Raw genomic sequence first — 25,197 nt, 5'->3', positions numbered from 1 at the left:
GGCTGCCCGGCCGGGGCGTGCGCCCGGTGGCGCTGCGCTGGATCGGTCGACCTCGGTGCGGCGGTCGTCGGTCGGCTCCCGTGCAGGCCAATGCTAGGGCAATCGCTTTCCTCGATCAATGTCGATGTCCATCGGAGCCCGGCGGGGTCCGTGTCGGCGGAGGCGGTCACCCACCGGGTGGTCCGGCTCCCGCAGCACCAGCAGCCCGCCCGCTGGCACCCGGACCCGACGAGCGCCCCGGCCGCGACCCGGTGTGCCGGTGACACCGGCCGAGCTGACCGGCCATCGGCCGGTCGACCGGCCGGAATCAGCCGAGCCGGCACCGACCGCCAGCAGGACCTCACCGGCGGGCAGAACGTCGCTGGCCACCATGATCTCCCCGGACGGTAGGACGCCACCGGAGACCAGCACCTCACCGGTGGCCGCCACCACCGCCTCCTCCCGGCCATGGTTGAACAGGAACAGCCACCGGGTGGTGCCGTCCACCCGGCGTACCGCCTCCACCCCGGCGGGCGCGGCGGGCAGCACCGGTGCCACCCCGGCCTCGGCGGCGACCACCGCCAGCAGTTCCCGGTAACCGTCGTCGTCCAGCCTGGTGGACAGGTACCAGGCGGCCCCGGCACCGACCGCCCGGCGGGTCACCGCCGGTTGGCCGGCCAGCACGCCGTCGACGTAGTCGAGTACCGGCTCGGCGGCGCCGGCCCCGAAGCGTTCCCGCCACAGCCGGCCGGTACGCCCGCCGGACAGCCGCACCGTGCCGTCCGGACCGAGCGGCAGTAACTCCTCGCTGCGGACGCCGAGCAGTTCACGCAGGGCGCCCGGATATCCGCCCAGCCGGACCCGGGCGTCGGAGTCGGCGACCCCGGACAGGTAGCTGACCACCAGATGGCCGCCGGCGCGCACCCAGTCGCCCAGGGCGTCCGCGACGGCGTCGTCCATCAGGTACAGCGCGGGCAGCACCAGCATCCGGTAGCCGGTCAGCTCCGGCGGCCCGGCCGCCGGGCAGACGAAGTCGGTGGTGATCCCGCACCGCCACAGCGCCCGGTGCGCGGCGGCCACCTCGTCGGCGTACGAGATGTGCCCGGACGGCATCCCGGGATGCTGCAGCGCCCACCCGCTGGCGGCGTCCCAGCCGATCGCGGCCCGGGCCGCCACCGTGGCGGTGTCGGTCGCGGCGAGCAGCCGCAGCGCCTCGCCGAGCTGTACCGCCGACCGGAAGGTCCGAGAGTCGGCACCGGCGTGCGGCACCATCGCCGAGTGGAACGCCTCGGCACCGCCGCGCGGCGCCCGCCACTGGAAGAACATCGCGCCCCGGGAGCCGCGCGCGACGTGGGCGACGCTGTGCCGCAGCATCCGGCCAGGCTCCTTGGCGTAGGCGGTCCCCTCGGCGTACCGGTAGATCAGGTTGGGCGCGCTCTCCATCAGCAGCCAGGGCCGGTGCCGGCCGGCCGGTGCCGGTGACCTGTCTCCGGTGACCGGGCGTGACCAGGACCGGGCGAGGTCGGCGGCGAGCGCGGTCTGTTCCTCGGCCCGGCCGTCGGTCTCGGTCGGATAGTGGTCGACGGCGACCAGGTCGACCTCCCGCGCCCACCGGGCGTGGTCCACCGGAACCCAGTCGCCGAACACGTAGTTGGTGGTGACCGGTACGTTCGGCGTGTGCTCGCGGAGCAGGTCGCGCTGGTCGCGGTAGGCGGCGAGCAGTTCGTCGGACCAGAACCGGCGGAAGTCCAGCGCCTGCGTCGGGTTGGCCAGGTACTGGGTGGCGCGCGGCGGTTCGACCTGCGCCCAGTCGGAGTAGCGCTGGCTCCAGAACGCGCCGGTCCACGCCTCGTTGAGCCGGTCCAGGTCGCCGTACCGCTGCCGGAGCCAGCGCCGGAACGCGGCGGCCGCGTGCGGGCAGTGGCAGACCGTGCCGTACTCGTTGTGCACGTGCCACATGGCCAGCGCCGGGTGGTCGCGGTAGCGGTCGGCGAGCATCGCGGCGATGCGCCGGGCCGCGACGCGGTACGCGGGGGCGGCCGCGCAGTACGTGTCCCGGCTGCCGTGCCGCAGCCGTACCCCGTCGGCCGTGACCGGCAGCGCGTCGGGGTGGGCGAGGGAGAACCACGGCGGTGGCGAAGCGGTCGGGGTGGCCAGGACGACTCGGATCCCGCCCCGGTGCAGCAGGTCGAGTGCCCGGTCAAGCCAGTCGACGGTGTACTCGCCGGGGTGCGGTTCCAACCGGGACCAGGCGAACACCCCGACGGTGACCAGGTTGACCCGGGCGCGTCGCATCAGCTCGACATCCTCGACCCAGGTCGTCTCCGGCCACTGTTCGGGGTTGTAGTCCCCGCCGTAGCAGAGCCCGTCGAGTCCTTTCGGCCAGCGCATCGGCGCTCCCTCCGACGTTGACAGTTTGTTGGGTTAGCAAAGAAACTAATTTAGTCGCCCCCAGGCCGCAGGTTCCACCAGGAAGCGTCGAGCGCCGGACCCGACGAGGGTCGAGCGCCGGACCCGACGAGGAGAGCCCATGCCGTACCGTCCGCCCCTGGTCCCCCACGAGACGTTCGTGGCCGACCCACCCGACCTGCCGGTCCGCGCGCCCGGCGAGGAGGGCCTGTCCGCGCTGGTCCGCGCAGAGTTGCTGGGCACCGACGCGGCCGGGATCACCTGCAAGGGCGGCACCGCCGACGGCGAGACGCTGACGGTCGCGGTCAGCGCCGCCGGGGAGGGGGTGATCCGGGTCCGGCTCAGCGCGACACCCGACGCCCGCAGCCGGTCGGCCCGGGCGCTGCCGCTGGTCGATCCCCAGCCTTCTCCGGCCACGGTCACCGTGGCCGGCGACACGGTACGCGTCGACGCCGGTACGGTCGTCGCCGAACTGCGGCTCGACCCGTGGCATCTGCGGTTCCTCGACCGGCAGGGTCGGGTGCTGCTCAACCAGAACCGGGGCGAGCGTGACATCAGCGGCCGGCTGCGCACCCTGCCGTTCGGCCGGTCCCTGGTCGACGGGACCGTCGCCGCGTACCACGAGAGCTTCGACGCGCCCGGTGACGAGCGCTTCGTCGGCCTCGGCGAGAAGTTCACCCGGCTGGACAAGCGCGGCCAGCGGGCGCTGATGTGGAACTTCGACGCCTTCGGCAGCGAGTCGGACCGGTCGCACAAGAACGTCCCGCTGTACCTGTCCGACCGTGGCTACGGGGTGCTGGTCGACAGCGGCATGCCGGTGGAGTTCGACATCTGCTCGTCCACACACAGCTGCGTCCAGATCCTGGTGCCGGACGACCTGATCGACTACTACGTGATCGCCGGCCCCACCCCCGCCGAGATCCTGGACCGCTACGACGGGTTGACCGGCCGACCGGTGCTGCCACCGAAGTGGGCGTTCGGCACCTGGATCTCCTCCGGCTTCTTCGTGGACAGTCAGGACAAGGTCCTGGACCGGGCCCGGCGGATCCGCGCCGACGGCATCCCGTGCGACGTGCTGCACCTGGACTGCTACTGGCAGGCCGACGGTGCCTGGTCCGACCTGGCCTGGGACGCCACCAACTTCCCCGACCCGGCCGGCATGCTGGCCACCCTCGCCGGGCAGGGGTTCAAGGTGAGCCTCTGGATGAACCCGTACATCATGACCGGCAGCCCGGTCTTCGCGCAGGCCGACGCGGCCGGCTACTTCCTGCGCCGCCCGGACGGCTCCACCTACATCGCCGACGTCTGGCACGGCTCCTACCCGGTCTGCGGGATCGTCGACTTCACCAACCCGGCGGCCACCGAGTGGTTCACCGGTCTGCTGCGCGACCTGCTGCGGCAGGGCGCGATGGTGTTCAAGACCGACTTCGCCGAAGGGGTGCCGGCCGACGCGGTGGCACACAACGGGATGACCGGCGTCGAACTGCACAACGTCTACACGTTGCTGTTCAACGACGCGGTCGCGGCGGTCACCCGGGAGGTCGCCGGGCACGGCATGGTGTGGGCCCGGTCGTCGTTCCTCGGCGGGCAGCGGCATCCGGCCCAGTGGAGCGGCGACGTCAACGCGACGTACCCGGGGATGGCCAGCACGTTGCGCGGCGGACTGTCGCACGGCCTGTCCGGCGTACCGTTCTGGAGCCACGACGCCGGCGGCTTCCACGGCACCCCGACCCCCGACCTGTACGTGCGGTGGGCGCAGTTCGGGGCGTTCTCGCCGCTGGTGCGCTTCCACGGCACCACCAGCCGGCTGCCGTGGGACTTTCCCGACGACGCCGCGCGGGACGCGGTCGAGGCGATCCGGCTGCGCTACCGGTTGATGCCCTACCTCTACTCGGCGGCGGTCACGGCCGCCCGCACCGGTGCCCCGATGATGCGGGCGCTGCTGGTCGACGCGCCGGACGATCCGGCCGCCTGGGGTGCCGAGCTGGAGTACCGGCTCGGCACCGACCTGCTGGTCGCGCCGATGATCAGTCCGGACGGACGGCGGCACGTCTACCTGCCGGCCGGTGACTGGGTCGACCACTGGACCGGCCGGACCCACACCGGCGGACGCCACCTGCTGGTCGAGACGCCGTTGGACCGGATCCCGTTGTTCGTCCGGCACGGCGCGCTGATCCCGACGTCGGAGCCCCGGGACACCGTCGGCGACGGCCCGTTCACCGACGTGACCCTGGTCAGCTGGGGCGGGGTCAGCGCCGAGACGGTGGTCTGCGACGTCGACGGCGACACCACGGTCCGGGCGGTACGCGACGGCGGCACGTTGCGGGTCGACGTCGACGGGCCGCTGCCGGTCCGCCGGGTCGAGGTCGTCGCGGTGACCGGCACCGAGCCACCAGCCACGGTGCTGCTCGACGGCGTACCGCTGTGACCAGCGGTGCCGGCCGGTCAACCCTTGATCGCGCCGGTGATGACGCCCTTGGTGAAGTGCCGCTGCACGAACGGGAAGATCACCACCGCCGGCAGTACGGTGATCACCACCACCGCCATCTTGACCGCCAGGGTCGGCGGGTACGCGGTGACCCCGGGGATGTTCACCGGCGCGCCGGTGACCGACGGCGACTGGCCGGCCAGGATGTAGCTCTGCAGCACCCGCTGGATCGGCCACTTGTCGTTGTCGTCGATGTAGAGCACGGCGTTGAAGTACGCGTTCCAGTAACCGACGGCGTAGAACAGCCCGACGACGGCGATCACCGCCCGCGACAGCGGCAACATGATCCGCCACAGGATCCGGAACTCCCCGGCGCCGTCGATGCGGGCCGCGTCGATCAGCTCGGCCGGCACGTTCATGAAGAACGCCCGGATCACCACCAGGTTGAACACGCTGATCGCGGTCGGCAGGATCAGCGCCCACAGGCTGTTCTTCAGGCCCAGCCCGGTCACCACCAGGTAGCTCGGCACCATGCCGGGATAGATCAGGAAGGTGAGCAGGAACAGGAACAGCAACGGACGGTGCGCGACCGAGTCCTTGCGGGACAGCCCGTACGCCGCCAGCACCGTCAGCACCAGGCTGAACGTCGTGCCGACGACGGTGACCAGGGTGCTGACCCACACCGCCCGGCTGATCTGACCGCCGGAGAAGATGTTCACGTACGCCGACAGGTCGATCTCCCGGGGGATCACCACCATGCCGCCGGTGGCGTTGATGGTCTCCCGCGACGCGAGGCTGGTCACCAGGACCGACCACATCGGGAAGATCACGGCCAGCACCATCGTGGCGAGGACGAGCCCTTTGACGCCCTGGCCGACCGGGCTCGGCGGCTCCTCCCAGACCGGCCGGCCGCCGCCGGGGCGCCGCCGTCGGGGCGGCTGGTTCACCGGGTTGAGCCGGGGTCGGCGCCCGGCGGCCAGCGTACGCGCGATGCTCACCTGGAGTACACTCCCTGCTCGCCGAGGCGGTGGGCGAACTTGTTCGCGGCGATGATCAGCACCAGCCCGATGACGCCCTTGAACAGGCCGGCGGCGGCACCCATCCCCCACTGCTGCGGGATGATCGCCTGGTAGTAGACGTAGGTGTCGAGCACCTCGGCGGCCTGCCGGCCGACCGCCTCACGCTGCAGGATGAACTGCTCGAACCCGACGGTGAGCGCGTCACCGAGCCGCAGGATCAGCAGCAGGATGATGACCGGACGCAGCCCGGGCAGGGTGATGTGCCACAGCCGCCGCCAGCGTCCGGCGCCGTCGGCCGCCGCCGCCTCGTAGAGGTTCTGGTCGATGGCGCTGAGCGCGGCCAGGAAGATGATCGCCCCCCAGCCGACGTCCTTCCACACGGACTCGGCGGTGACCAGCACGATGAACGTGTCCGGGTTGCCCATCACGTTGAGCGGGTCGAGCCCGGCGTCGCGCATCCGCTGGGCGAGCAGGCCGGCCCCGCCGAGCATCTGCATGAAGAAGGTGACCACCAGCACCCAGCTGAAGAAGTGCGGCAGGTAGACGACGCTCTGGATGAACCCGCGCACCCGGGTCGACAGGATGCTGTGCAGCAGGATCGCCAGCAGGATCGGCAGCGGGAAGAAGAAGACCAGCTGGAACGCGGTGATGGTCAGGGTGTTGACCACCGCGTCCCAGAACGCCGGGTCACGGAACAGGGTCTCGAAGTTGCCGAACCCGATCCATTCGCTGTAGACGAACGCCTCGAACGCGTTGTCGCCGACCCACGGGTTGTAGTCCTGGAAGGCGATCACGTTGCCCAGGGTGGGCAGGTAGTGGAAGACGAGCAGCAGCAGGGCGGCCGGCGCGGCCATCACCAGCAGCGGCCAGTCCCGGCGCAGCCGGGCCCGCAGCGGCACCTTGCCCGGTGTCCGCCGGCTCCGGTTGGCCCCGGAACCGGCGGACACCGGGGTGTCGGTGGACCTCATCGATTGTTGTCTTCGAGCGCCTTGAGGAAGAAGTCGCGCCCCTCGTCACCGCCGCCGCTGCGCCACTCCTGCGTGATCTGCTCGAGGTCGCTGGTCGGCCGGCGGCCGCGCAGCACGTCGAGGATCTTGTCCTCGGTCGGCTGCTGCACCCGCGACAGGTTGGCCGGCAGCTCGAACTTGATCCCGGCCCACGGGTTCGGCTCCAGGTACTTCACCGTCTCGTTGGAGTAGTCCAGCAGGGCCTCGACGAAGCCGGGGACGTCGGCGGTCTGCACGATGGTCGGGTAACGCCCGACGATGAAGGTGTACTGGTCGGCGATCTCCTGCCGGCCCAGCTCGGTCAGCTCCGGGCTGCCGTCGGCGCTGACCGTGTGGTGCTGGTCGGCGACGCCGTACTGGCGCAGGTGGTACTCCTCGGTGCCGAGCGGCGCGGCGCACCAGTCGAGCACCCGCAGGATCTCCTCGACGCGCTCCTTGCCCAGCCCTTTCTTGATGAACGTGTAGAAGATCGGCTTTTCCTCGCCCCAGGCGACCGGGGTGCTCTGCCCGTCGGCGGAGAAGATCGGCACCGGCCGCATGTCGAACGTCGGGGTGATCTGCCGCTGCTCCGAGTACATGCCGCGCCAGGCGCCGACGCCGTCCTCGTAGCAGACCATCTTGCCGCTGTTGAACAGCTGCTTGGCGTCGGCGGCGCCCTTGCTCTCCACGATGTCCGGATGCACCAGCCCTTCGGCGAACAGTCTGGTGGTGAACTCCAGGGCCTCGCGGTACTCCTCGGTCTCGTACTTGAATTCCAGGCCGCCGCCGTCGGTGCGCCGCCAGCCGCCCTGCGAGCCGGGCACACCGTAGAACATCTGCACCATGTTGAAGATCGAGCCGAAGGCCCAGACGCCGTTGGCCGGATCGGTCATCGCCTTGCCGAACTCGTGCAGCTCCTCAATGTTCTTCGGGGCCTGCACGCCGGCGGCGTCGGTGAGGTCCTTGCGGTAGAACAGCGCGTACGGGAACGGGCCGTCGGTCGGCCACGGGACGGCGGCCAGCCGGCCGCCCCAGACCGCGTACTGCCAGGCCCCGGTCGGGAAGCTGGCCAGGTGCGGGTAGGCCAGCGCGGCGTCACCGGCCAGGTGGTCGGTCAGGTCCTCGAACAGCGCCGAGACCGCGTCGGAGAACCGCGGGATCTTGTCAATCTCCCAGTTCGGGGCGCAGAGCAGGTCCGGCACGTCGCGGGCACCGAGGATGGCGCTCAGCTTGTCGGCGTAGGTGTTGCCGTCCTGGACGCTGAAGTCGATCGGCACGCCGAGCCGCTCGTTGACCGCCTGCAGGTAGGCGTTGCGGTCGATGCCGGGCGGGGTCGGCCCCCACCAGGGCGTCATCGCGGTGAGCGGCTCACCGCTGCTGCCGGGCGTCTCGGTGACCGCCCTGACCAGGTCGGTCGGGTACGTCAGGTAGCCGTCGGCGATCGGGCGTACCCCGGCGATGTCCGGGGTGATCAGCTCGACCGGCTGGTATCTGGGCAGAACCGCGCTGACCGCGTCGACGTCGGTCGCCGCGCCCTGGGTGCCGGCCGGCCGGCTGCAGCCGGAGAGAAAACCGCCACCGGCCATCGCGGTGGCGCCCAGGCCGACCAGGCCCAGGAATCGACGTCGGTTGGTGGCCGCGCCCGCGAGGGATCGATCCACGGCGCGCTCCCTTCATATCGGCGAGCCAGGCATCCCGGCGACGGTGGGACGAACCAGCTCGAAATGGGGGTGTGGGGGTACGGTTCGCACGCTAGAGTTAGTTCGGCTGCTGACTAAACAAAGTAGCCGACGGTGACAGGTGCCACAAGGGAGGCCGACATGACGCGAACCGCCGGTGGCTGCCCACCCCGCGGTGACCGCCGCGACACGCCGTCCCGCCGGGGGGCCGGCCCGAGCCACCCGGCCGGGACCCGGGGCGTAACGTGATCACCATGCGGAGCGGCCCGCAGCCAGCGGACCTGACCGACGTACGCGCCACCAACCTCGCGGTCGTGCTGCGCTACGTCCGGGCCAACGCGCCCTGCTCCCGGGCGGACATCGCCGGTGCCACCGGGCTCAACAAGGCCACGGTCTCCAGCCTGGTCGGCGACCTGATCGACCGCCGGCTGCTCCGGGAGACCGGCCTCACCGAACACCGCATCGGACGCCCAGCCACCATGCTGGTCGTCGACGGCGACGCGTACGCCGCGATCGGCATCGAGATCAGCGCCGACCACCTGACCGCGGTCGCGCTCGACCTGGCCGGCGGTGAGCTGCTGTCCTGGCGACGCGCCTTCACCGGGCTGGCCGCCACCCCGGGCAAGGCGGCCAGCACGGTGGCCGCACTGGCCGGCCGGGCGGCGGCCCGGGTGACCCGGCAGGGGCGACAGGTGCTCGGGCTCACCGTCGGGGTGCCCGGCCTGGTCGACCAGCAGGGCCGGGTCAGCCTCTCCCCCGAGCTGGGCTGGCACGACGTCGACCTGCACGCCGATCTGGTCCGGGCGCTGCGCGGGCCGGTGTACGAGGTCGTGGTGGACAACGACGCACAACTGGCCGCGCTCGCCGAGCACCGGCACGGGCCGTACGCCGGCACGGCGAACCTGGTGCACCTGACCGGCGGTGCCGGCATCGGCGCGGGGTTGGTGGTGGACGGGCGGCTGCTGCACGGCGCGCGGGGGTTCACCGGCGAGATCGGGCACATCCAGCTGGATCCCCAGGGTCCGCCGTGCCGCTGCGGCGCGAACGGCTGCCTGGAGGCGCTGGCCGCCGTACCGGCGCTGATCCGCCGGGTGCTGCCGGACGCCGAGACCGACGGGCCGGTCACCGACTTCGCGCCGGAGATCGACCGGGTACAGGCGGCGGCGCGCGCCGGTGATCCGGCGGCGCTCGACGCGCTCGACGAGGTCGGCCGGCACCTGGGCACCGGAGTGTCCATCCTGGCCAACCTGATCAACCCCGAGGTGGTACTGCTCGGCGGCTACTACGTTCCGCTCGCCCAGTGGCTGCTGCCGGCGGCCCGGCAGCAGCTCGCCGACCGTACGGTGGCTCCGGCCGCCGGTGGCACCCGGCTGGCAGCCTCCGACCTGGCCGGCGGAGCGGCGGCGATCGGCGGCGCGGCCCGGGCGATCGCCGCGATCGACAACGGCCTGATGCCGATCCGTCCGGCCGGCTGACCGCGCCGGCGTCTGACGTCAATTTGTGGCGGCCAGCCCCTTGACCATCCGTACTGATGGATGTCAACCTCAAAGGGCTCCACGGTTAACACGACTGAAATCGTGTCGACAGTGGAGCGTTTTCGGGATGGTCGTCGAAGCGCTTCGAGCCAGCGCTTCCCGGGCTGACGGCCAGCCTCCACCGCGTACCGACGCCTGCCCGTGATCCGGTGACCGCTGCGCTGCCCGCACCGCAGCCGCAACCCACACGGGTGCCCTTGCCGATCCCGGAAGGCGATCCACGTTATGAGCGACAGCACGTTCCGCGACCCCGACCAGCCGGTGGCCGCCCGGGTCACCGACCTGCTCCGCCGGCTCACCCTCGACGAGAAGATCGCCCTGCTGCACCAGCATCAGCCCCCGGTCCCCCGACTCGGCCTGCCCGCCTTCCGCACCGGGACCGAGGCGCTGCACGGGGTGGCGTGGCTCGGCCCGGCGACCGTCTTCCCGCAGGCGCTCGGGCTGGGCTCCAGCTGGGATCCGGACCTGCTGCGGCGAATCGGCGAAGCGGTCGGCGACGAGGTACGCGCGTTCCACCACAAGGATCCCGTCAGCGTCGGACTGAACGTGTGGGCGCCGGTGGTCAACCCGCTGCGCGATCCACGGTGGGGCCGCAACGAGGAGGGCTACGCCGAAGACCCCTGGCTGACCGGGGTGCTGGCCACCGGGTACGCCAGCGGGCTGCGCGGTGACCATCCCTACTACCTGCGGACCGCGCCGACCCTGAAGCACTTCCTCGGTTACAACAACGAGACAGACCGGGCCACCACCAGCAGCAACCTGCCGCCCCGGGTGATGCACGAGTACGAGCTGCCGGCGTTTCGCGCCCCGATCGCCGCCGGTGCCGCGGTCGCGGTGATGGCCTCTTACAACCTGGTCAACGGACGGCCGGCACATCTGAGCCCGCTGATCGACGAACAGCTGCGTCGGTGGACCGACGACGACGTCCTGGTCGTCGGCGACGCGGGGGCGGCCACCAACATCGCCGGCGCGCAGGGCTACCACCCGGACCACGTCACCGGCTACGCGGCCGCGCTCCGCGCCGGGATCGACAGCTTCACCGAGGACGATACCGACTCGCTGCCGACCGTCGCGCGGATCACCGAGGCGGTGGTGCGCGGGCTGCTCACCGAAGCGGACGTCGACCGCGCAGTCCGCCGGACCCTCTCCGTCCGGATCCGGCTCGGCGAACTGGATCCACCGGAACGCAACCCGTTCGCGAAGACCGGCATCGATGTGATCAACTGCCCGGCCCACCAGGACCTGGCCCGGATCGCGGTACGCGAGTCGGTGGTGCTGCTGCGTAACGAACCGACCGAGTCCGGATCCGACCCGGTGCTGCCGCTGGACCCGGGCCGGATCCGGCGGGTCGCGGTGGTCGGACCGCTCGCCGACACCGTCCACACCGACTGGTACGCCGGATCGATGCCGTACGCGGTCACCGCCCGCGCCGGGCTGACCGCGCGGCTGCCGGCGGCGACCGTGACCCACCACGAGGGAGTGGACCGGATCGCGTTGCGGCTCAGCACCTCGGCGACCGTCCTGCGGGTCAGCGGCGAGTCCGCCGGTGGACCGCTGCGGGCCGACAGCACGGCGGTGGGCGGACCGGTGCGGGCTGCCGGGCCGGAGGCGGTGCCGCAGTGCTGCTTCGACGTGTTCGACTGGGGCGACGGGGTGGTCGCGCTGCGCAGCGTCGCCAACGGCCGCTACCTGGCCGCCGGTGACGACGGGGTACTGGTCAACGACCGGTCCGGTCCGGGCGGGTGGGTGGTCAACGAGACCTTCCGGCTGGTCCGCGCCACCGACGGCCGTGCGGCACTGCACCACCTGGCCCGGGACCGCTACGTCACCGTCGGCCCGGACGGGCTGCTGCGGGCCGAGGCCGCCAGCGTCGACACCGCCGCCACGTTCTCCGTCGAACTGGTCACCGACGGCGCCCGGGAGGCGGCGGCGCTGGCCCGCGACGCCGACGTGGCGGTGGTGGTGCTCGGCAACCATCCGATGGTGTGCGGGCGGGAGACCGAGGACCGGGTCGACCTGGCGCTGCCCGCCGCCCAGGCGGCGCTGCTGCGGGCGGTCCGGGACGCGAACCCGCGCACCGTGCTGGTGCTGTCCAGCAGCTACCCGTACGCGGCGGAGTGGGCCGACCGGCACGTCCCGGCGATCGTCTGGTCCGCGCACGGCGGTCAGGAGTACGGCACCGGGCTGGCCGAGGTGCTCTGCGGGGACGCCGATCCGGGCGGCCGGTTGACCCAGACCTGGTACCGGCGTACCGCCGACCTGCCCGACCTGCTCGACTACGACGTGATCGCCTCGGACGCGACGTACCTCTACTTCCGGGGGGAACCGCTGTACCCGTTCGGCCACGGCCTGAGCTACGCCTCCTTCGACTACCGTGACCTGCGGTTGTCGGCCACCGAGGTGGATGCCGACGACACGGTCGAGGTCAGCGTCACGGTGCGCAACACCGGCGCGCGGGCCGGGACCGAGGTGGTGCAGCTCTACACCCGCCAGCGGCACTCCCGGGTCAAGCAGCCGCTGCGCCAACTGCGTGACTTCCGCAAGATCAGCCTCGCGGCGGGGGCGCAGACCACGCTCCGGTTCCGCCTCGCCGCCGCCGACCTGGCGACCTGGGACGTCACCCGGGACCGGCCGGTGGTGGAGAGCGCCCGGCACACCGTGTCGGTCGGCCGGTCCAGCGCCGACCTGGTGGCAACCACCACCCTGACCGTACGGGGTGAACGGATCGGGCCCCGCGACCCGCTGGCCGGACCGTTGTGGGCTGCTGACAATGACGACTACGCCGGCACGGCCCCGGCCGATCATCCCGACGGTCGGGACGCGGTGGGCGCGGCGGAGGACGGTGGTTGGATCGCGTTCACCGACGTCGACTTCGACTCCGGACCTACCGCGGTCACCGCCCGCGTCGCGCACCGGCCGCCCCGGGCCGGAGCCGACCCCGGTGCCGTCGGCCGGGCGGCGGACGGGTCGACCGTCACCCTGCGGCTGGACGATCCGCTGGCCGGCCCGGTCGCCGGTAAGCTTCCGGTACCGGCGACCGGCGGCCGCGACGACTGGGCAGAGGTACGGACGGAGCTGCACGGGCTGCGCGGAACCCGAGACCTGTATCTGCTTTTCAGTACGGCAGGCGCTACGGTGAGCTACCTGAGTTTTGCCGGGTCCGCCACCGACGGTCCGGCGAGGGACATGGATGGAGGAGCCTAGTGTCAACTCCGTCACAGCCGACCGGCGCCGGGCCCGACCCGACGCGGGACCGGACCGGCAAGCGGGCCGACATGGTGACGATCGCCGACGTGGCCCGGCACGCCGGCGTCGCGGTCAGCACGGTGTCCTATGTGCTCAGCGGCAAGCGGGCGATCTCGGCGACCACCCGGGAACGCGTCCTGGCCAGCATCCACGCCCTCGGCTACCACCCGCATGCCGGCGCCCGGGCGTTGGCCAGCCGGCGGGCGAACGTGATCGCCCTGGTGCTGCCGCTGCGCTCCGGGATGCACCTGCCGGTGCTGATGCAGTTTGCCACCAGCGTGGTCACCACCGCCCGGCAGTTCGACCACGACGTACTGCTGGTCACCGCCGACGAAGGGCCGGCTGGGCTGCGGCGGATCGCGGTCAGCGCCATGGTCGACGGCATCGTGGTGATGGACGTGGAGATGCACGACCCACGGGTGCCGCTGCTGCGTGAGCTCGAACGGCCCAGCGTGCTGATCGGTTTTCCGGCCGAGTCCGCCGGTCTGACCTGCGTCGACCTGGATTTCTACCGGGCCGGCGAGGCCTGCGTCGAACATCTCGTCACGCTCGGCCACCGGCAGCTCGCCCTGCTCGGTGCCCCGGCCGTGGTCTACGAACGGGAAACCGGCTTCGCCCACCGGACCCGGGCCGGCTTCACCGAGACGGCGGCCCGCTGCGGCGTCACCGCGGTCGCCCAACCGTCCGAGGAGAACTACGACGCGGTACGCCGCGAACTGGCCGGGCTGCTGCACCGGCACCCGGGGCTCACCGCGCTGGTGGTGCACAACGAGGCTGCGGTCGGGCACGTGCTGGCCGCGTTGCCGACCCTGGGCCGGCGGGTCCCCGACGACATCTCGGTGGTGGCGATCTGCCCGGACGAGGTCGCCGAGCGGGCCGGCCCGGCGCTGACCTCGGTGCTGATCCCGGCTGAGGAGGTCGGTCGGCAGGCAATCAGCCTGCTGATGCGCAAGGTCCAGGGCGACGCGGTGCCGGCCGCGACGCTGCTCGACCCCCGGTTGACCGTCCGGGCCAGCACCGGCCCCGGCCCGGCCGGCGCGATGCCGGGCGGCGAGGCCGGTGACACCGGCGTCGCAGGCACCGGGCCGGAGGCGATGGTGGCGCTTGCCCGCCGTACCGATTCCTGATCAACTCGTCCGCATGGCAGGCGACGCATCCGCGCCGGGCACCACGTCGGGCGCAGGCACCACGGCCGGCGCGCACACCACGGCCGGCGGGCACATGTCGGCGGACGAGTTCCGCCGGGCCGGGCACGCGGTGATCGACTGGATCGCCGACTACTGGCAGACGCTGGAGAAGCATCCGGTGCGACCGTCGGATCCGCCCGGCACGGTCGCCCAAGCGCTGCCGGTGACGCCACCGGAGCACGGCGAGCCGTTCGACCGGATCCTCACCGACCTGGACCGGGTGGTCGTCGGCGGACTCACCCACTGGCAGCACCCCGGCTTCTTCGGCTACTTCCCGGCCAACACCTCGGCCCCGAGCGTGCTCGGTGACCTGGTCAGCGCCGGCCTTGGCGTCCAGGGCATGCTCTGGGCCACCAGTCCGGCCTGCACCGAGGTGGAGACGGTGCTGCTCGACTGGCTGGCCCAGCTGCTCGACCTGCCGCAACGGTTCCGGTCGGGGTCCACCGGCGGCGGCGTCATCCAGGACTCGGCGTCGTCGGCGACGCTGGTGGCCACCCTGGTGGCCCTGCACCGGGCCAGCGGCGGCAGCTGGCGCACGGCGGGCACCACCGCCGGCTACACCGTCTACACCTCGACCGAGGGCCATTCGTCGATCGAGAAGGCGGCCCGGATCGCCGGGGTCGGTGATCAGGGAGTACGGCTGGTCGACGTCGATCCGGTGACGCTGGCGATGCGGCCGGACGCGTTGCGCCGCGCCCTCGACGCCGACCTGGCCGCCGGGCGGCGACCGGCGATCGTCGTCGCGACCGTGGGCACCACCTCGACCACCGCCGTCGACCCGGTCGAACAGATCGGCGCGATCTGCGCCGAGTACGGGGTGTGGCTGCACGTGGACGCCGCGTACGCCGGTGCCGCAGCGGTCTGCCCGGAGCTGCGCTGGACGCACGCCGGGCTGGATCGGGCCGACTCGTACTGCTTCGACCCGCACAAGTGGCTGCTGACCGGGTTCGACTGCGACGCATTCTGGGTGGCGGACCGGGCCGAGCTGGTCGAGGCGCTGACGGTGATGCCAGAGTACCTGCGCAACGCGCTCAGCGACACGGGCACGGTGATCGACTACCGGGACTGGCAGGTGCCGCTGGGTCGCCGGTTCCGGGCCTTGAAGCTGTGGTTCGTGCTGCGCTGGTACGGCGCACAGGGGCTGCGGGCGCACATCCGTTCGGCGGTGGCGCACGCGGCCTGGTTCGCCGACCAGGTGCGCGCCGACGACCGGTTCGAGCTCGTCACGCCGGGGCCGTTCTCACTGGTCTGTTTCCGGTTGCGCGGCCAGCCCGACGAGGTCAACTCCGCCCTGCTGGCTGCGGTGAACGCCAGCGGCTCGGTGCTGCTGACCCACACCCGGGTGGCGGGCCGGTTCACCTTGCGGCTGGCGGTCGGCGCGCCGCGTACCGAGCGACGGCACGTCGCCGCCGCCTGGGAGCTGATCGCGGACACCGCCACCGGGCTGCTCGCCGACCAGCGCTGACCGGCGCTGGTCACGACGGGCCGTGCGCAGCACCCGGACGGCCAGCCCGAGGGCCAGCGCCCAGCCGACGACGATCACCGCGTACCCGGTGAACCTCGGGCTCTGGGGCAGGTCGACGGCGCGCATCAGCGACCGGGCGTTGGTCAGCACGATGAGACCGCCGACCGCGGCGCCGAGCAGTTGTGCCGGCACGATCCGCACCAGGTAGGCGGCCAGCGGGGCGGCGAGCAGGCCACCGGCGAGCAGCGCCGCGACGACGGGCAGGACGAAGCCCTGGCCACCGAGCCCGATCAGGAAGCCGGCGCTGGCCGCCGCCGCGACGAGGAACTCCGAGGTGTCCACCGAGCCGATCACCTTGCGCGGCTCCATCCGCCCGGAGACCAGCAGAGACGGGGTGGCGACCGGCCCCCACCCGCCGCCTCCGGTCGCGTCGATGAAGCCGGCGGCCAGCCCGAGCGGGGTGAGGAACCGGCTGCGCAGGGGTCGGCTGACCCGCCGGGCCGGGATCGGCCGGGCGAACCGGATCAGCAGGTACACCCCGAGGGCCAGCAGGATGCCGGCCATCCACGGCCCGGCGGCCTCGGTGGAGACGGAGCTGAGGACGGTGGCACCGGCGAAGGCGCCGACCGCCCCGGGTACGGCGATCCGGCCGACGACCCGCCAGTCGACGTTGCCGAACCGCCAGTGCGCAGTGCCGGAGGCGAGCGTGGTGCCGATCTCCGCCAGGTGCACCGAGGCGCTCGCCGAGGCCGGGGCGATTCCGGCGAGCAGCAGCAGCGTGGTCGAGGTGACGCCGTACGCCATTCCCAGCGCGCCGTCCACCAGTTGGGCGAGCAGTCCGACGAGGGCGAGGACCAGCAACTTTCGCACAGCACACCTACTTGAGATAGCAAACCTATCGGCTTAGCAGAGAATGCGGACGGCCGGTGCTGTTGTCAACCACATCGACGAAGCCGGTCGCGGCCGGTCAGGTCCAGGCGCGTGGGTTGGCGGCGAGATCCCGGATCCGCTCGGGAAGCCGGCCGGTGGCGACGTCGGCGACGGTGACCGACTCGAGGATCTCCCGCTCGCTGGCCCGCAACGCTATCCAGACGTCCTGCAGCGCGACCGCCGCACCCTGGTAGCCGAGCTCCTCCGGCCGGCGGCCCCGCACGTGGGCGAGCGGGCCGTCGATGACCCGGATGAGCTCCGCGAGACTGATCTGCTCGGCCGGGCGGGCCAACCAGTAGCCGCCGTCCGGGCCGCGCTGGGCCTGCACCACGCCGGCCCGGCGCAGCTGCAGCAGGATGCCCTCGAGGAACTTCGGCGGAATGCCCTGAGCCCGGGCGACCTGCTCGGCGGTCAACACGACCCGCGCCGACGCCGCAGCCGCGACCGCCAGCTCGGCGGCGGCCCGCAGCGCGTAGTCGACCCGGGCAGAGAGACGCATACCTCTCAGGTTACGGCACTGTTTCCATTATCGGACCGGCCGACCGACGCCAGCCATCGACCTTGATCGCGGCCGGCCGGGCGGTCGGCCCCGTCACGAGCCGACCCGCCGGACCAGTCCCTCCTGTACGGCGCTGGCGATGTGCCGGCCGTCGCGGGTGAACATCCGACCGGTGGCCAGCCCGCGCCCGCCGGCGGCCGACGGACTCCAGCAGTCGTAGAGGAACCATTCGTCGGCCCGGAACGGCCGGTGGAACCACAACGCGTGGTCCAGGCTGGCCCCGATCACCCCGCCCGGACCCCAGACCTCTCCGTGCACGGACAGGACCGAGTCGAGCAACGTCAGGTCGGAGGCGTAGGTGAGTACGCAGGCGTGCAGCAGCGGATCGTCGGGCAACTTGCCGTCGGCGCGGATCCAGACCCGCTGGTACGGGTCGGCCGGGCGGTCCCCGGGGGCGACCAGACCCGGTGCGCCGACGTACCGCACGTCCATCGGCCGGGGGATCACCGCCCAGACACCGAGCCGCTCCGGATAGCGGGCGAGCCGCTCCACCATGGTCGGCACCGCGTCCGGCGGCGGGACGTCCGGTGGCTGCGGGGCCTGGTGGTCCAGCCCGTCCTCGGGCCGGTGGAACGACGCCGACATGAAGAAGATCGGTTTGCCGTGCTGGTACGCCACCGAACGGCGGACCGAGAAGGACCGGCCGTCGCGGATGTTCTCCACTTCGTAGTCGATCGGCTCGGCGCCGTCGCCGGGGCGGACGAAGTAGCCGTGCAGCGAGTGCACCAGCCGCTGCGGGTCGACGGTCCGCCCGGCGGCGACCAGCGCCTGACCGGCGACCTGGCCGCCGAAGACCCGCTGCGGCCCCACCTTGGGACTCATCCCGCGAAACGCCGACGGCCCGGTCCGGCTCAGGTCGAGCACCTCGAGCAGTTGATCGACGGCGGCCTGCCCGCCGACCGGATCACCGGTCACTGCAACGCCCGGGCCGCCGCGGCGTCGACGAGGCTACCGAGCTGGTGCACCCGCAGCGTGTTGGTGGAGCCGGGGGTGCCGACCGGGCTGCCGGCGACGATCACCACGTACTCGCCGGGATTGGCCCGGCCGAGGCCGAGCAGTGCCTGGTCGACCTGGCGGAACATGTCGTCGGTGTGCTGCACGAACGGCATCAGGAAGGTCTCCACCCCCCAGGAGAGGGCAAGCTGGTCGCGCACCTCGGCGACCGGGGTGAAAGCCAGCAGCGGCAGCTCGCACTGCAGCCGGGAGAGCCGACGCACGGTGTCACCGGTCTGGGTGAAGGCGACCATCGCCTTGGCGCCGATCGCCCGGGCGATCTGCGACGCGGCCGAGGTGAGCGCACCGCCGTGGGTACGGGGGTCGTGCTGCAGCCGGGGCACCGAGATCGAGCCGTGCTCGGTCGTCGTGACGATCTTGGCCATGGTGCTGACCGTGAGCACCGGGTACTTGCCGACGCTGGTCTCGCCGGAGAGCATCACCGCGTCGGTGCCGTCGAGCACCGCGTTGGCCACGTCGGAGGCCTCCGCGCGGGTCGGCCGCGAATTCTCGATCATCGAGTCGAGCATCTGGGTGGCGACGATGACCGGCTTGGCGTTCTCCCGGCACAGCTGCACCGCGCGCTTCTGCACCAGCGGCACCTCGTCGAGCGGCAACTCGACGCCGAGGTCGCCCCGGGCCACCATCACCCCGTCGAACGCGTCGACGATCGCCTCCAGGTGGGTGACCGCCTCCGGCTTCTCGACCTTGGCCAGAACGGGTCGACGAACCCCCTCCTCGTCCATGATCGCGTGGACCAGCTTGATGTCCTCGGGCGACCGGACGAACGACAGGGCGATGAAGTCGGCGCCCAGGCCGAGCGCGAACCGCAGGTCGTCGGTGTCCTTGTCCGACAGGGCCGGCACGCTGACCGCGACGTTCGGCAGCGAGATGCCCTTGTTGTTGGAAACCGGGCCGCCCTCGACCACCAGCACCCGGATGTCGTTGCCGTCCACCGCGCTGACCTCGACGGCCACCTTGCCGTCATCGATCAGCAGCCGGTCCCCGGGACGAACCTCCTGGGGCAGTTTGCGGTAGGTGCAGGAGACCCGCTCCCGGCTGCCGAGGACGTCGTCGCTGGTGATGACGACCGAGTCGCCGGTGCGCCACTCGTGCGGCCCGTCGGCGAACCGGCCGAGACGGATCTTGGGGCCCTGCAGGTCGGCCAGCACGGCGACCGCCCGGCCGGAGGCCTGGGCTGCCTCCCGGACCAGCTGGTACACCTGCTGGTGGTCCTCGTGGCTGCCGTGGCTGAAGTTCAGCCGGGCCACATCCATGCCCGCTTCGACGAGCCCGCGGATACGCTCCGGGGACGCGGTCGCGGGGCCAAGCGTACAAACGATCTTTGCGCGGCGTGTCACGCCCATGAGGCTAGTCTCTCCCCTGAACCGGCCGATCGGCCGACCCTGTCTGATGTCCGAACGGAAGTGCCCACCAGCGCTCGGCGCTCCGCGAGACATCGTACTGGTGGGTGGAACCGTGACGGTGGACCGGCGGGCATCGACGACCGCGCCCTCAGGGTAGCGCGGTAGTTGACCATCGCGGTACGCCCGGACGGCCGACGCCCAGACGTTCGGGGTTCATTCGCCGAACCGTCACATAGATCCGGTTAACTGGTCACCACACGACCGGAGGGTGGCACGGTGACACAGCGGGTACGGACACGAACGGTGACCGCTCTGGTGGCGATGATCGCCACCGGTCTGGCGGCAGGGCTGGCGCCCGGGACAGCGACGGCAGGCGGCAGGCAGGGCGACGAGCGCGGCGGCGTCCGGTTCGCCACCTTCAACGCCTCGCTCAACCGGAGCGTCGACGGCGGCCTGGTGGCCGACCTGTCCACCCTGGGCGACCGGCAGGCCGCCAACGTCGCCGAGGTGATCCAACGGGTCCGCCCCGACGTGCTCCTGATCAACGAGTTCGACCACGACGCCGAGGGGCGGGCCGTCGAACTGTTCCAGCGCAACTACCTGTCCCGCGGGCAGGGCGGGGCCCGGCCGATCCACTACCCGTACCGGTTCAGCGCCCCGTCGAACACCGGCGTACCGTCCGGGCACGACCTCAACCGCGACGGTACGGTCGGCGGCCCGGACGACGCGTACGGCTTCGGGCTGTTCCCCGGCCAGTACGGCATGGCGGTCTACTCGCGCCACCCGATCGACCGGCGGTCGCTGCGCACCTTCCAGACGTTCCGCTGGCGTGACATGCCGGGGGCGCTGCTGCCGGACGACCCGGACACCCCGGAGCCCGCCGACTGGTACTCCCCCGAGGCCCTCGCGGACGTACGGCTGTCGTCGAAGAGCCACTGGGATGTGCCCGTGCGGATCGGCCGACGCACCGTGCATCTGCTGGCCAGCCACCCCACGCCGCCGGTCTTCGACGGTCCGGAGGACCGCAACGGCCGGCGCAACCACGACGAGATCCGGTTCTGGGCCGACTACGTCACCCCGGACCGGTCCGGCTACATCTACGACGACCGGGGCCGCCGCGGCGGGCTACGCCCGGGTGCCCGGTTCGTCATCGCCGGTGACCTCAACTCCGACCCGTACGACGGCGACAGCATCCCGGGATCGGCCCAGCAGGTCACCGGGCATCCGCTGGTCGACGACCGGCGGCCGCCGACCAGCGCGGGCGGGCCGGCGGCCAGCCAGCGCCAGGGCGGGGCGAACCTGACCCACGAGGGCGACCCCCGCTACGACACCGCCGACTTCGCCGACGGCACGCCGGGCAATCTGCGGGTCGACTACCTGCTGCCCAGCCGCCGACTGCGCACGGCGGGCAGCGGGGTGTTCTGGCCGACGCCGGAGGATCCGCTGTTCCGGCTGGTCGGCGACTACGACCCCGCGCTGCCCGGCGGGTTCCCGACCTCGGACCACCGGCTGGTCTGGCTCGACCTGCGCTGCTGAGCGGCGGCGCCGAGCGGTCAGTCGGTGCCGGTGGCGGCGAGCGATCCCGGTGGGCGGGCGTCGCGGGAGGCGATCGCGTTCATCGGGATCTGCGCCGCGCGCACCCCCATGTCGAGCCGGGCCCGCTGGTAGAACTGCGCCCGGGCACGGCGGTAGTCGGCGAACCCGGTGCGCCAGGTCTGTTCGTCGACCGGTTCCTCACCGGTGGCGAACCCCTCCAGCCGCCACAGCGTTTCCGTGAGGGCCTGCGCGGCGGCGATGGTCGGCCCGTCGGCGAGCAGCAGGATCGACTCGAAGCACACGGACCGGTCTGACTCAGCCTGTCCGAGCCGGGCCAGCCCTTCCTCGCGGTCGATCGGGCTGATCGCGGTGACCAGACCGCGGCTGGCCAGCACCCGCGAGGTGAGCAGGGCGATCTGCTTGGCGGTGGCGGCGAATTCGACGTACCCGGCGAGCCGCCGCTCGTCCCACCGCACGGACTGTTCCCGACGCCACCGGTTGCGCTCGGTGATTCCGGTGCCGACGTAGGTGAGCACCCCGCCGACGACCACCGCGAGGATGGTCGGCAGATGTTCCAGCAGAGACATCGCACTCTCCGTCGCATGGCCGGGCTTCAGGGTAGGAAGCCGGCACAAGCCCGTGTGCCGACCGCTCGCCCCGGTCCCCCGCAATCTCCGCTTGCTCCCGCCTTACGCTGTAAGTTAATCTGCCTTACAGCGTAAGATCGACCGGTCGCGTCTACGGACGCCCGGCGGACGAGAAGGGGGATCTCTCATGAGCGATCTGGTCCGCACGGCGCGGCTGACCGGCGTGTTCTATCTGGGACTCGGCGTCACCGCCATGCTCGGTTTTCTGGTCGTCCGACCCCAGCTGTTCGCCGCCAGCGACCCCGCCGCGACACTGGGCAACCTGGTCGGGCACGACATGCTCGCCCGCGTCGGCGTCGCGCTCGAGCTGGGCGTCGTCGTCACCCAGGCACTCGCCGCCGTCTGGTTCTACCGCCTCTTCCGCACCGCCGACCCGGTCGCCGCCGGCAGCATCGGCGCGTTCGGTCTGGTCAACGCGGTGGCGATCATGGGCAGCGCGGCGATGCTCGCCACGGCCGGCGAGGTCGCGGCCGAGCCGATCGGCGACGCCGCAACCACCGTCCAGACCCTCTACCTGGTCAGCGACAACCTGTGGGGGGTCGGCAACCTGTTCTTCGGGCTCTGGCTCATCCCGATGGGCACCAGTGTGCTCCGGTCACGCTGGATGCCGCAACCGCTCGGCTGGGTGCTCGTCGGTGGCGGAATCTGCTACCTCGCGAGCGGATTCCTGCTCTACCTCGCGCCCGACGCCCGGATCGTCGCCGACCTGCTCGTGGCGCCGGCCACCGTCGGGGAAATCTGGATGATCGGCTACCTGCTGACCGTCGGCGTCCGGCGACAGGTGCCGTCGCGGGTGTTGCCGCACCGTCAGGGCGGGTAGGCGAAGATTGCGGCGAATCACGTGCGACGCCGCGATCGGGCCCGACGAGGTGCGGAGAGCTGGCGAGGAGAGCTTCATCGGCAACGGGCAGTTCCTCAAGTCGATGATCCCGCACCACTCGCGGGCGATCCTGGTATGCGAGCGGTCGGACATCACCGACCCGGAAATCATCGAGCTGTGTGGACAGATCGTCGAGACGCAGCAGGAGGAGATCGACCAGATGAAGCAGATCCTGCAGCGGTACGAATGAGTCACCTCCGCGCGGCGCTCGGCGTCGTCCTCGCTGTCGTCGCCATCGGGGCGGGCACCCTGGCGGCCTGCACCGCCGACCCGCCGGAAGCCGATACCGGCCCGCCCGCCACCAGCGGCGCCGACCCGGTCGACCAGCGGTCAGCGGCGCCGCCGCCGGTCGCGCCCGCTCCGACGATCGCACCGCTGCCCGGCCCAATGGCCGACGCCCGGCCCGTCGCCTCGGTGGCCGCCACCAGCGGCCCGGTCTCGGTCGGCACGGTCGAGGTCCCGCCCGGCCGGTTGTCGGTCAGCCTCGACTGCGTCAGCGGCGGCCGCGGGGATGCCGCCGCCGCCAGCGGCGCGGCCGACCTCGCGGTGTTCCTCGACCCGGAGATGCGGTTCGAGCTGCAGTGCCCCGCCGACGAGGTGACGATGACCCGCAACGTCGACCAGGACCACCCGGGCGGTCCGGTCACCATCCGGGTCGAGGCCGGCGCGGACGTGCGGTGGAACCTGCTGGTCGAGCATCAGCCGGGCTAGGCTGCACCGGTGAACGGGTGCGTGTTCTGCCGGATCATCGCCGGGGAGTCCCCCGCGTGGCGGGTAGCCGACTCCCCCACCGGGGTGGCCTTCCTGGACACCCGGCCGGTGTTCCCGGGCCACGTGCTGATCAGCCCGCGCCCGCACGTGGTCACCCTGACCGACCTGCCGCCGGCCGATCTGGCCGGGTACTTCTCACTGGTGCAGCGGGTCGCGGCGGCGGTCGAGGCTGGCCTGGACGCGGGCGGCACCTTCGTCGCGATCAACAACCGGGTGTCCCAGTCGGTGCCGCACCTGCACACCCACGTGGTGCCCCGGACCAGGGGCGACGGGCTGCGCGGCTTCTTCTGGCCGCGCCGGCGCTACGCCGACGACGTCGAGGCCCGGCGGTACGCCGAACGGGTCGCCGCCGCGTTACCTCCCGGGCCGGATCTGCCGTGAAGCCGCCCTCGTGATCAGGCGGAGCGACGCGCGGAGTCAGCCTCGCCCGATATCCGGCAGAATATATAGACGTGCATATATTGACCTGGTGCGTGGACCCGACGGACCGCCCGGTCCCACGCCGGGTGGTACGGGAGTGGGGCCGGGCGGCGGATGGTCACCAGCGAGCGGTTATCCGGACCACCGTGTACGGCAGCACCGGGTCGGTCGCCCCGTACTGGAAGTTGACCAACAGCAGGTCGCGGCCGTCGAATGCGGCCGTCGACGGGCCGTGCAGCCGGGGGTCGGTGACCCGGGCCAGCAGCGTGGCCCGGGTGGCGTGGCGGTGCAGCCGCAGCACGTTGACCGTGTCGCCGTTCCCGTCGATGTTGCTGACCGCGTACAGCAGGTCGCCCCGGATCAGCAGGCCGTCGCCGTGCACCGCCGCGCCGCCCAGGTCGATCGCGGAGACGGTACGCCGCCGCAGGTCGACGCGGTGCAGCGCGCCGTCGTTGTAGTCCGCGACGATCAGATACCGCTGGTCCGGGGTGACCACCAGTCCGTTGAGGTTGAACCCGTCGTCGTAGTCGATGCCGGTGCCCCGCAGGTCGACGAACGGCCGCAGCGGCGCGGTCGCCCCGACGCCGCCACGCAACTGCCCGGCGGTGATCCGGTACAGGGTGGGCTGAAACGAGTCGGTCACGTAGACGTCGCCGTTGGCGGCCAACGCGACGTCGTTGAGCATCGAGTTCGAAGTGGCGGTGGCGAAGCGGTGCAGCAGGTCGCCGCTGCGGGTGTCGTACACCCAGACGTAGCCGGTGCCGCCGCCGGCGACGATCAGCCGGCCTGCCCGGTCGACCTTCATGCCGCCGGCGGTGGTCCGGCCGTCGGCATCGTCGCCGGCCAGCCAGACGGTGGTACGTGGGGAGCGAACGTCGCCCCGGTAGATCCGCCCGTCGGTGAGGCTGCTGACGTAGAAGTACGGGCCGCGCGGGTCGCGGGCGATGCCTTCCGGGTAGGCATCGTCGCCGGCCAGCACGTAGCTGCCCGGCCGCTGGTGGTGCTGGTGGTGCTGGTGCGCTTGCGCCGAGCCGGCGTGAAATGCGATCGGTGCGGCCGCGGCGGGAGCTGCGGGTGCCGCCGGCCCAGCGGCGAGTACGCCGGACGTCGCGGCGACGGCGGCCGCGACGAGCAGTCGAGATGTGTGCACTGTGTCCCTTC

The 25,197-nt window shown here is 72.1% G+C and carries 19 protein-coding genes and 1 pseudogene; 10 read left to right on the top strand and 10 right to left on the bottom strand.

The genetic code is table 11. The features are described 5' to 3' along the window. Positions 1 to 93: 93 nt before the first annotated feature. Entirely contained in the window at positions 94 to 2,370 is a 2,277-nt protein-coding gene (locus O7543_RS01800) for a beta-galactosidase (protein WP_281567316.1), read from the bottom strand. 139 nt (positions 2,371 to 2,509) lie between these two features. On the opposite strand from O7543_RS01800, the gene O7543_RS01795 reads away from it, so the two are divergent. Further along, a complete protein-coding gene (locus O7543_RS01795; protein ID WP_281567315.1) occupies positions 2,510 to 4,816 on the top strand; it encodes a TIM-barrel domain-containing protein in 2,307 nt (768 codons plus the stop codon). Between the two features lie 17 nt (positions 4,817 to 4,833). On the opposite strand, the gene O7543_RS01790 is transcribed toward O7543_RS01795, so the two are convergent. From O7543_RS01790 to O7543_RS01780, 3 genes are read right to left on the bottom strand one after another with little or no spacing between them, the layout of a single operon-like run. Then, a complete protein-coding gene (locus O7543_RS01790) occupies positions 4,834 to 5,814 on the bottom strand; it encodes a carbohydrate ABC transporter permease (RefSeq protein WP_281550484.1) in 981 nt (326 codons plus the stop codon). After that, complete coding sequence (locus tag O7543_RS01785; protein WP_281550485.1) at positions 5,811 to 6,803, bottom strand: ABC transporter permease subunit; 993 nt, start codon at positions 6,801 to 6,803, stop codon at positions 5,811 to 5,813. Before O7543_RS01785 ends, O7543_RS01790 begins: the two co-directional genes overlap by 4 nt. Then, positions 6,800 to 8,482, bottom strand: a complete 1,683-nt coding sequence (locus O7543_RS01780; RefSeq protein WP_281550486.1) for an extracellular solute-binding protein — start codon at positions 8,480 to 8,482, stop codon at positions 6,800 to 6,802. The genes O7543_RS01785 and O7543_RS01780 overlap by 4 nt, the downstream gene beginning before the upstream one ends. Before the next feature lie 272 nt (positions 8,483 to 8,754). On the opposite strand from O7543_RS01780, the gene O7543_RS01775 reads away from it, so the two are divergent. The 4 genes and pseudogenes from O7543_RS01775 to O7543_RS01760 all read left to right on the top strand — a co-directional run. Further along, entirely contained in the window at positions 8,755 to 9,975 is a 1,221-nt protein-coding gene (locus O7543_RS01775) for an ROK family transcriptional regulator (RefSeq protein WP_281550487.1), read from the top strand. Positions 9,976 to 10,260: 285 nt separating this feature from the next. Then, a complete protein-coding gene (locus O7543_RS01770) occupies positions 10,261 to 13,239 on the top strand; it encodes a glycoside hydrolase family 3 C-terminal domain-containing protein (RefSeq protein ID WP_281567314.1) in 2,979 nt (992 codons plus the stop codon). After that, a complete protein-coding gene (locus O7543_RS01765) occupies positions 13,239 to 14,408 on the top strand; it encodes a LacI family DNA-binding transcriptional regulator (RefSeq protein ID WP_281550489.1) in 1,170 nt (389 codons plus the stop codon). The genes O7543_RS01770 and O7543_RS01765 overlap by 1 nt, the downstream gene beginning before the upstream one ends. 13 nt (positions 14,409 to 14,421) lie before the next feature. Continuing rightward, positions 14,422 to 15,672 (top strand): annotated as a pseudogene (locus O7543_RS01760) (pyridoxal-dependent decarboxylase); the annotation flags it as partial. 36 nt (positions 15,673 to 15,708) lie between these two features. Here O7543_RS01760 and O7543_RS01755 read toward each other — a convergent pair. The 4 genes from O7543_RS01755 to pyk form a co-directional block, all read right to left on the bottom strand. Continuing rightward, positions 15,709 to 16,803 carry a sulfite exporter TauE/SafE family protein gene (locus tag O7543_RS01755; RefSeq protein WP_281567313.1) on the bottom strand — a complete coding sequence of 365 codons (1,095 nt, stop codon included), beginning with the start codon at positions 16,801 to 16,803 and terminating at the stop codon, positions 15,709 to 15,711. A gap of 97 nt (positions 16,804 to 16,900) precedes the next feature. After that, on the bottom strand, positions 16,901 to 17,362 hold the full coding sequence (locus O7543_RS01750; protein ID WP_281550491.1) for an Rrf2 family transcriptional regulator: 462 nt from the start codon (positions 17,360 to 17,362) through the stop codon (positions 16,901 to 16,903). A gap of 93 nt (positions 17,363 to 17,455) precedes the next feature. Beyond that, the gene (locus O7543_RS01745) at positions 17,456 to 18,337 is read right to left on the bottom strand and encodes an acyl-CoA thioesterase II (protein ID WP_281550492.1); all 882 of its coding nucleotides are present in this window, start codon (positions 18,335 to 18,337) and stop codon (positions 17,456 to 17,458) included. Then, the gene (gene pyk, locus O7543_RS01740) at positions 18,334 to 19,782 is read right to left on the bottom strand and encodes a pyruvate kinase (protein ID WP_281550493.1); all 1,449 of its coding nucleotides are present in this window, start codon (positions 19,780 to 19,782) and stop codon (positions 18,334 to 18,336) included. Before pyk ends, O7543_RS01745 begins: the two co-directional genes overlap by 4 nt. A 303-nt stretch (positions 19,783 to 20,085) precedes the next feature. Between pyk and O7543_RS01735 the strand changes: the two genes are divergently transcribed. Then, positions 20,086 to 21,318, top strand: a complete 1,233-nt coding sequence (locus tag O7543_RS01735) for an endonuclease/exonuclease/phosphatase family protein (RefSeq protein ID WP_281567312.1) — start codon at positions 20,086 to 20,088, stop codon at positions 21,316 to 21,318. A gap of 17 nt (positions 21,319 to 21,335) precedes the next feature. On the opposite strand, the gene O7543_RS01730 is transcribed toward O7543_RS01735, so the two are convergent. Then, positions 21,336 to 21,905, bottom strand: coding sequence for a hypothetical protein (locus O7543_RS01730; RefSeq protein WP_281550495.1), 570 nt, complete (start codon positions 21,903 to 21,905; stop codon positions 21,336 to 21,338). Between the two features lie 187 nt (positions 21,906 to 22,092). Here O7543_RS01730 and O7543_RS01725 point away from each other — a divergent pair, with 187 nt between their 5' ends. Genes O7543_RS01725 through O7543_RS01710 form a run of 4 tightly spaced genes read left to right on the top strand, consistent with a single transcriptional unit; the run spans position 22,093 to position 23,997 of the window. Beyond that, complete coding sequence (locus tag O7543_RS01725) at positions 22,093 to 22,785, top strand: DUF4386 domain-containing protein (RefSeq protein WP_281550496.1); 693 nt, start codon at positions 22,093 to 22,095, stop codon at positions 22,783 to 22,785. Positions 22,786 to 22,792: 7 nt separating this feature from the next. Continuing rightward, on the top strand, positions 22,793 to 23,035 hold the full coding sequence (locus tag O7543_RS01720; protein ID WP_281567311.1) for a DUF305 domain-containing protein: 243 nt from the start codon (positions 22,793 to 22,795) through the stop codon (positions 23,033 to 23,035). Next, complete coding sequence (locus tag O7543_RS01715) at positions 23,032 to 23,556, top strand: hypothetical protein (protein WP_281550498.1); 525 nt, start codon at positions 23,032 to 23,034, stop codon at positions 23,554 to 23,556. Before O7543_RS01720 ends, O7543_RS01715 begins: the two co-directional genes overlap by 4 nt. 9 nt (positions 23,557 to 23,565) lie before the next feature. Beyond that, positions 23,566 to 23,997 carry an HIT family protein gene (locus tag O7543_RS01710; protein ID WP_281550499.1) on the top strand — a complete coding sequence of 144 codons (432 nt, stop codon included), beginning with the start codon at positions 23,566 to 23,568 and terminating at the stop codon, positions 23,995 to 23,997. Positions 23,998 to 24,154: 157 nt separating this feature from the next. On the opposite strand, the gene O7543_RS01705 is transcribed toward O7543_RS01710, so the two are convergent. Then, complete coding sequence (locus tag O7543_RS01705; protein WP_281550500.1) at positions 24,155 to 25,186, bottom strand: hypothetical protein; 1,032 nt, start codon at positions 25,184 to 25,186, stop codon at positions 24,155 to 24,157. Between the last annotated feature and the right edge of the window lie 11 nt (positions 25,187 to 25,197).

The sequence above is a fragment of the Solwaraspora sp. WMMA2080 genome, assembly GCF_027497395.1.
GTDB lineage: Bacteria > Actinomycetota > Actinomycetes > Mycobacteriales > Micromonosporaceae > Micromonospora_E.
Note: the sequence above shows the minus strand (reverse complement) of the source record. Positions and strands in the feature narration are given on the sequence as shown.